6 protein-coding genes and 1 pseudogene are annotated in these 7,189 nt (G+C 66.3%); all 7 read left to right on the top strand.

Features of this window, described 5'->3' with window-relative positions; all coding sequences use genetic code 11:
• Positions 1 to 1,711, top strand: a 1,711-nt coding sequence (locus tag WAW17_RS23665; RefSeq protein WP_422335340.1) for an ATP-binding protein, incomplete at its 5' end; no start/stop codon positions are given.
• Positions 1,708 to 2,124 (top strand): roadblock/LC7 domain-containing protein, encoded by a 417-nt coding sequence (locus tag WAW17_RS23670; protein WP_422335341.1) that lies wholly within the window; start codon positions 1,708 to 1,710, stop codon positions 2,122 to 2,124. The genes WAW17_RS23665 and WAW17_RS23670, both read left to right, overlap by 4 nt.
• A 7-nt stretch (positions 2,125 to 2,131) precedes the next feature.
• The gene (locus WAW17_RS23675) at positions 2,132 to 2,506 is read left to right on the top strand and encodes a DUF742 domain-containing protein (RefSeq protein WP_422335342.1); all 375 of its coding nucleotides are present in this window, start codon (positions 2,132 to 2,134) and stop codon (positions 2,504 to 2,506) included.
• On the top strand, positions 2,487 to 3,071 hold the full coding sequence (locus tag WAW17_RS23680; protein ID WP_422335343.1) for a GTP-binding protein: 585 nt from the start codon (positions 2,487 to 2,489) through the stop codon (positions 3,069 to 3,071). Before WAW17_RS23675 ends, WAW17_RS23680 begins: the two co-directional genes overlap by 20 nt.
• A gap of 10 nt (positions 3,072 to 3,081) precedes the next feature.
• Positions 3,082 to 3,924 carry an MHYT domain-containing protein gene (locus WAW17_RS23685; protein WP_422335344.1) on the top strand — a complete coding sequence of 281 codons (843 nt, stop codon included), beginning with the start codon at positions 3,082 to 3,084 and terminating at the stop codon, positions 3,922 to 3,924.
• A 115-nt stretch (positions 3,925 to 4,039) separates the two neighbouring features.
• Positions 4,040 to 6,562, top strand: coding sequence for a DNA gyrase subunit A (gene gyrA / locus WAW17_RS23690; protein WP_422335345.1), 2,523 nt, complete (start codon positions 4,040 to 4,042; stop codon positions 6,560 to 6,562).
• Positions 6,562 to 7,189 (top strand): annotated as a pseudogene (locus WAW17_RS23695) (hypothetical protein); the annotation flags it as partial. The gene gyrA and the pseudogene WAW17_RS23695, both read left to right, overlap by 1 nt.

The raw sequence follows: 7,189 nt of genomic DNA on the forward strand, positions 1-7,189 counted from the left end.
CGCCCGCGCCGTAGACGACATCCACGGCCAGGCTCTCAAGCTGGCCGGTGAGCAGGCGCAGCTTCGCCTGCAGATCAACGACATGTTCGAGACGCTCGCTCGCCGCAGCAAGTCGCTGGTCGACCAGCAACTGGGGCTCATCGAGAATCTCGAGTTCGAAGAGAAGGACCCGAGGCGTCTCGACAGCCTGTTCCGACTCGACCACCTCGCGGCCCGTATGCGCCGGAACGGTGAGAACCTGCTGATTCTGGCCGGTACCCGAGCCCGTCGCGCACAGACTGCTCCGGTCGCACTCGGTGACGTCCTGCGCGCCGCGATCTCCGAGGTCGAGGAATACCAGCGTGTCCAGATGGGAGCCACGCCGGAAGGCGCGCTCAGCGGCGCGGTCGTCACCGATGTGGTGCACCTGCTGGCCGAACTCGTCGACAACGCGCTGCGGGCGTCCCCGCCCGACACGGTGGTGACCTTCAGCTTCGCCCGTGCCGTGGACGGCGGGGTGCTCCTCGAGGTCGCGGACCGCGGTATCGGCATCCCGGCCGACGACATGCGGGCTGTCAACGAGAGACTGGCATCGGGCGGCGAGGTCGGACCCGACACCGCACGGCACATGGGTCTGTTCGTGGTCAGTCGCCTCGCCAAGCGTCACGGACTGACCGTGCGGGTGCGTCCGACATTCGACACCGCCCGAAACCCCGGTGTCACGGTCAGTATCCATATCCCGAACGCGCTGATCGTTTCGCAGGCAACCCGCCAGGAGACCGGACCCCAAAGGGTCATCTCCGCGCCGCCCAGCCGCCTCGCGATACCGGCCCAGGCATCGGCACACGCCCCGTCACCAGCCCCGAGTCCTCGGAACAGGCAGGACGCGGCAGCAGGAAACGGGTTGCCTCAGCGCACCCCGCCGCCGAGTTACAAGCCGGCGCCCTCGGAACCATCCGAAATCAAGTCGGAACTATCCGAAATCAAGTCGGAACCCTCCGAAATCAAGACCGCATCGGGAACGAGTCTTCCCCGTCGCAAGCCCGGGGCCAGTGGTATCGCCTCGAAGGCAGACTCCGGGATCAGTGCATCGGCTCCGACACCGGTCGAGACGCCGAAACTACCGTCGCGGCGGCCGGAGGCGTCGCCTCCGGAGTCGAGGCACCCGGAGTCGAGGCACCCGGAGTCGAGGCACCCGATGGATCGCCCGCGACCGCCGGCCCGCTCGCCGGAACCGCAGGATCGGTCTCCGTCCGCGCCTGCCGCCGGCGGCGGGCAACAGCCACCCGTCCGGCACCGGTACCGCTCCAATCCGGCCAAGACCGCGTCGTTCTTCCAGTCGCGGATCGATCCACCGCCTCCCGAGGTGGTGCAGCGCACCGGCGGGGCCACCCCCATCTTCAGCGGGATGGTCTCCGACTGGCTGACCGATCCGACCGGCGCGGAAGGTGCGCCCGGCGTCTGGGAATCGGCGGCGGATGCCGGCTGGTCTGCGGTGGAGCGGGTCAGTGCGATTCCGGTGGAGGTCGATCCCGAGATCGGGCTTCCCAAGCGTCGTCCCGGTGATCGGCTCCTGCCCGGCACGGTCGAGGGTGCGCAGAACACGGGGACACTGCGGCGAGTGCGCGACCCTGAGACAATTCGCGCGAACCTCAGTCGTCACCAGCAGGGTGTCCGAGACGGCAGGGCCACAAGGCTCGCGGAACGTAACAGCATTGAAGGAGACCGATGAACACCGCTCATGGATCCGATGTCACGCGACCACTCGACTGGTTGGTGTCGAATTTCGCCAGCGACGTCCCGGGTGTCTCGCACGCTGTCCTCGTGTCCGCGGACGGCCTTCTCATGGCGGCCAGCACTCACCTGCCGATCGACAGGGCGGAGCAATTGGCGGCAGTCACGTCCGGCCTCGCGAGCTTGTCGGCCGGCGTGTCCCGGTTGTTCGAGGGCGGCGGTGTGCTGCAGTCGGTCGTCGAGATGCAGCACGGCTACCTGCTGCTGATGAGCGTCGGCGACGGCTCTCATCTCGCGACCCTGACCGATGCCGAATGCGACATCGGACAGGTCGGCTACGAGATGGCGATCCTGGTCGACAGGGTCGGGGCGTCGGTGCAAGCGACACCGCGCACTCCGCAGGGTATTTGACTTCGACATGCCTACGGAAGACCAGTATTCGGAGCCGGCCGCTCCCAACATCGTGCGCCCCTACTCTTTGACGTCGGGGCGCACCCGGCCGGCAGTCGAACTTGCGCTCGAGGCGTTGATTCAGGCACTGCCACAGGCTGTGGAACGGCAGTGGGAACTCGACGATGTGAACGCCGCGATCGTGGCGTTATGCCACGAGTCGCCCTCGGTGGCCGAGATCGCGGCTCGGATCGCCCTTCCGCTTGGGGTGGCACGTGTCCTCGTAGCGGATCTGGTCGAGGCCGGCCATCTCCAGATTCTGGCCACTCTGCAGGAAGACTCGACCGACTCCGAACGGCGTGAACTCATCGAAAGGGTCCTCAGTGGACTTCGCGAAATCTGATCCCCGCAACCGGGTCACCTCCACCAAGATCGTCATCGCCGGAGGCTTCGGTGTAGGCAAGACGACCCTGGTCGGGGCGGTGTCCGAGATCGTCCCGTTGCGTACGGAGGCACTCGTCACCAACGCCAGCGACGGCGTCGACAACCTGGCGGAAACGCCGCAGAAGAACACGACCACGGTCGCCATGGACTTCGGGCGTATCAGCCTCGCCGACGACCTGGTCCTGTACCTGTTCGGCACGCCCGGCCAGCACCGGTTCTGGTTCATGTGGGACGACTTGATCCGTGGGGCGATCGGGGCGATCGTTCTCATCGACACTCGCCGATTGGACGAGAGTTTCGCGGCTGTCGATTTCTTCGAAGCCCGTGGCCTGCCGTTCCTGGTCGCGATCAACGAGTTCGACGACGCACCGCGATACCCGATCGAGGACATTCGCGCGGCACTCGCGATCTCCGAGCACGTGCCGATCATCCCGATCGACGCCCGGGAGCGCGAGTCCGCGAAGCGGGCGCTGGTGGCGATCACCGAATATGCACTGACCAAGCTCCACACAGCCGCGTACTGAGGATTCGAGCATGTCGCACGATATACAGCACTTCTCCATGGGCATGTGGGTCGTTGCCCTCGCGGTGGTCACGGCGTTCATCGGTATCTCTGTCGGTACAGCCAGTGCCCGCAAGATCACGTCGGCACCGAGCCCTCGGCAGCGGCTCTTGTGGTTGTCGTGGGCTGCCCTGTCCATTGCGGGCATCGGGGCCTGGTTGCCGCACTACATCGCCATGGTGGGGCTGGAGGTTGCCGGGAGCACCGTGCGGTACGACGCCTTCTGGATCGCGATCTCGTTCGCAGTGCCGGCCTTCACGACAGTGCTCGCACTGTTGATCGTCAACCCTCCGCCCACCCGTCACCGCAAGCCCAGCAACTCGATGGAACTCGGCCGGCTGGTGCCGGGTGCGATCCTCCTCGGTGCCGGATTCGCGGGAATGCACCTCGCGATCGTCTCTTCCCTGCAGATCCAGGGATCTGTCGGCTTCGGTGTGCCGTTGACCGCCGCAGCCGTCGTCATCGGCTTCGTGGTGGCAGCCGGGATCATGTGGTCGATCAGCGCACTCCGGTCTCGCGCGCCGCGGATGGCGGCGGCAGTGGCGACGGCCGTCGCGCTGGTGGCCATGCACTACGTCGGCGTCTTCGGGCTGACTGTCACCGTCGACCCCGAAGCGGCGCGCTCGGACGGTCTCGAGGTGTTCTCCATCCTGTTCCCCGTCTTCGTTCTGGGCATGTTCGTCGTGACCGTCCCCATTACCGCGCTCCTCATGGCACCGGACCGGATCGCCGCCGAACTCGAGTCGGAAGCCGACACTCTGGCCGAAGAGTCGCGCATGGCCGAATCCCGGGACGTACAGCTCGAGCTCCGGTAGATCGAGTCCTTCACCCTCGTAGCTGACCTGCACCTATAGACTCGGGTAGTTGCGCGACGTCGTGCCGGACGGGGAGTCCGCGAGAAGACGTCAAGCCGAGTAGAAGAAGGAGCTCATGACTGACACAACGTTGCCACCGGAGGGACCGGGGCACGACCGCATCGAGCCCGTCGACATTCAGCAGGAGATGCAGAGCAGCTACATCGATTACGCGATGAGCGTGATCGTCGGTCGCGCGCTGCCCGACGTGCGGGACGGTCTCAAGCCGGTGCACCGCCGTGTTCTGTACGCGATGTACGACAACGGTTACCGGCCCGATCGCGGTTATGTGAAGTCTGCGCGCCCGGTTGCCGAGACCATGGGCAACTATCACCCCCACGGTGACGCCTCGATCTACGACACCCTCGTGCGCATGGCCCAGCCGTGGTCGCTGCGGTACCCGCTCGTCGACGGCCAGGGTAACTTCGGTTCCCGCGGCAACGACGGTGCCGCCGCGATGCGGTACACCGAGTGCCGGCTCACCCCGCTCGCCATGGAAATGCTGCGTGAAATCGACCACGAGACGGTCGATTTCACGCCGAATTACGATGGCCGCACCCGAGAGCCGTCAGTTCTCCCCAGCCGTATCCCCAACCTGTTGATCAATGGTTCCGGCGGCATCGCCGTCGGCATGGCCACCAACATCCCGCCGCACAATCTGCGCGAGGTGGCCGAAGCCATCTACTGGTGCCTCGAGAACTGGGAGGCAGACGAGGAGAGCACTCTCGCAGCGGTGATGGAACGGGTCAAGGGACCCGACTTCCCCACGCACGGCTTGATCGTCGGTGGCCAGGGCATCCACGACGCGTACACCACCGGTCGGGGTTCGGTGCGGATGCGTGGCGTCGTGGAGGTCGAGGAAGACGCCAAGGGGCGCACCACGATCGTCATCACCGAATTGCCCTACCAGGTCAACCCGGACAACCTGATCACATCCATCGCCGAGCAGGTCCGGGACGCGAAGATCGCCGGGATCTCGGACATCCACGACGAGTCCTCCGACCGCGTCGGCATGCGGATCGTCATCACCGTCAAGCGCGACGCGGTAGCGAAGGTCGTGCTGAACAACCTGTACAAGCACACCCAGTTGCAGACCGGTTTCGGCTGCAACATGCTGTCCATCGTCGACGGTGTGCCGCGCACCCTGCGTCTCGATCAGATGATCCGCCTGTACGTCAGGCATCAGGTCGAGGTCATCCGCCGGCGCACCGAGTACCTGCTGCGCAAGGCGCAGGAACGCGCCCACATCCTGCGCGGACTCGTCAAGGCGCTCGACGCGCTCGACGAGGTCATCGCCCTGATCCGGGCGTCGCAGACGGTCGACATCGCGCGCGCCGGGCTGATCGAGCTCCTCACCGTGGATGAGGTCCAGGCCGACGCCATCCTGGCGATGCAGCTGCGTCGCCTCGCCGCTCTCGAGCGGCAGAAGATCGTCGACGAACTCGCGGAGATCGAACGCGAGATCGCCGACCTCGAGGACATTCTTGCCAAGCCCGAACGCCAGCGTTCGATCGTCCGCGACGAGCTGAAGGAGATCGTCGACAAGTACGGGGACGATCGGCGCACGCGCATCATCGCCGCCGACGGCGACGTCGCGGACGAAGACCTCATCGCCCGCGAGGACGTGGTGGTCACGATCACCGAGACCGGTTACGCGAAGCGCACCAAGACCGACCTCTACCGGTCGCAGAAACGCGGCGGCAAGGGTGTCCAGGGCGCAGGGCTCAAGCAGGACGACATCGTGTCGCACTTCTTCGTGTCCTCGACCCACGACTGGTTGCTGTTCTTCACCACCAAAGGCCGGGTGTACCGGGCGAAGGCCTACGAACTGCCGGAGGCGAGCCGCACGGCCCGTGGGCAGCACGTGGCGAATCTGCTCGCGTTCCAGCCGGACGAGCGCATCCAGGGCGTCATCAAGATCAAGACCTACGAGGATGCGCCGTACCTGGTCCTCGCGACTCGCAACGGCCTGGTGAAGAAGTCGCGTCTCACCGACTTCGACTCGAACCGCTCCGGTGGGATCGTCGCCATCAATCTGCGCGGCGACGACGAACTGGTCGGCGCTGTCCTGTGTTCGGCCGACGAGGACCTGTTGCTGGTCTCGGCGCAGGGCCAGTCGATCCGATTCTCGGCCACCGACGAGGCGCTGCGTCCGATGGGGCGCGCTACGTCCGGTGTCCAGGGCATGCGGTTCAACGGCGACGACGAGCTGCTGTCGCTGAACGTCGTGCGCGAAGGGACATACCTCCTGGTAGCAACGTCGGGTGGCTACTCGAAGCGGACCGGCATGGACGACTATCCGGTGCAGGGTCGCGGTGGCAAGGGCGTGCTGACGATTCAGTACGACCGAAAACGTGGCACTCTGGTCGGAGCGCTCATCGTGAACGACGACGACGAGCTCTACGCGATCACATCGGGTGGTGGTGTGATCCGCACCGCCGCCAAGCAGGTCCGCAAGGCCGGTAGGCAGACCAAGGGCGTTCGTTTGATGAACCTCGGGGAAGGCGACACCTTGCTCGCGATCGCACGCAATGCCGACGAACCCGACGAGACCTCCGACGACGCCGAGAGCACAGGCAACGGAGCTAAGGAGTCCTAGTGAGCACTCCCAACCCGCCAGGCAGTGACGAGCAGGGCGCAAGTCCCGCTGGTTCGACGCCGCAGCGTCCCGAACAGCCCGAGAAGGTAATACCGTTGCACCAGGGTCCTCGCACCCAGGCACCGCAGGACAGGCCTAAACCGCCGACGCAGCAGGCGGCAGCTCCGCAGCACACCGACGGCGCTCCGGCGGCAGGTCCGCAGTCCATCCGGGGCAATCAGGCACCCCCATGGCAGCGAGGCATTCAGCGGGAACCGCAGGGCGGCATGCAGCGGGAACCGCAGACCAACCTGAAGCGGCCCCCGCAGGGTCCTCTTCCGCGGCCCGAGGGAAGGCAGGCCCCCGCCGCGAATCCTGCTCCGCCTGCTCCCGTCCCGAAGGCTCCGGGGCCGAACCGGGAACATCCGGCTCCCACCCAGGCTGTGCCGGCGCCGGGTGCCCCGACGCAGGGTGCTCCGAAACAGGGTGCCCCGACGCAGGGTGCTCCGAAACAGGGTGCCCCGACGCAGGGTGCTCCGAAACAGGGTGCTCCGAAACAGGGTGCTCCGACGCAGGGCGTCCCGACGCAGGACGCTCCGACGCAGGGCGCTCCGAAACAAGGTGCCCCGACGCAGGCTGCGCCTGGGC

The organism is Rhodococcus sp. (in: high G+C Gram-positive bacteria) (genome assembly GCF_049286785.1).
Taxonomy (GTDB): Bacteria; Actinomycetota; Actinomycetes; order Mycobacteriales; family Mycobacteriaceae; genus Rhodococcus_F.

Excerpts from the sequence above, each read along its gene's own strand:
- WAW17_RS23685 (WP_422335344.1), top strand. The coding sequence starts at position 3,082 with ATGTCGCACGATATACAGCACTTCTCCATGGGCATGTGGGTCGTTGCC.
- WAW17_RS23675 (WP_422335342.1), top strand. The coding sequence starts at position 2,132 with ATGCCTACGGAAGACCAGTATTCGGAGCCGGCCGCTCCCAACATCGTG.
- WAW17_RS23670 (WP_422335341.1), top strand. The coding sequence starts at position 1,708 with ATGAACACCGCTCATGGATCCGATGTCACGCGACCACTCGACTGGTTG.
- gyrA (WP_422335345.1), top strand. The coding sequence starts at position 4,040 with ATGACTGACACAACGTTGCCACCGGAGGGACCGGGGCACGACCGCATC.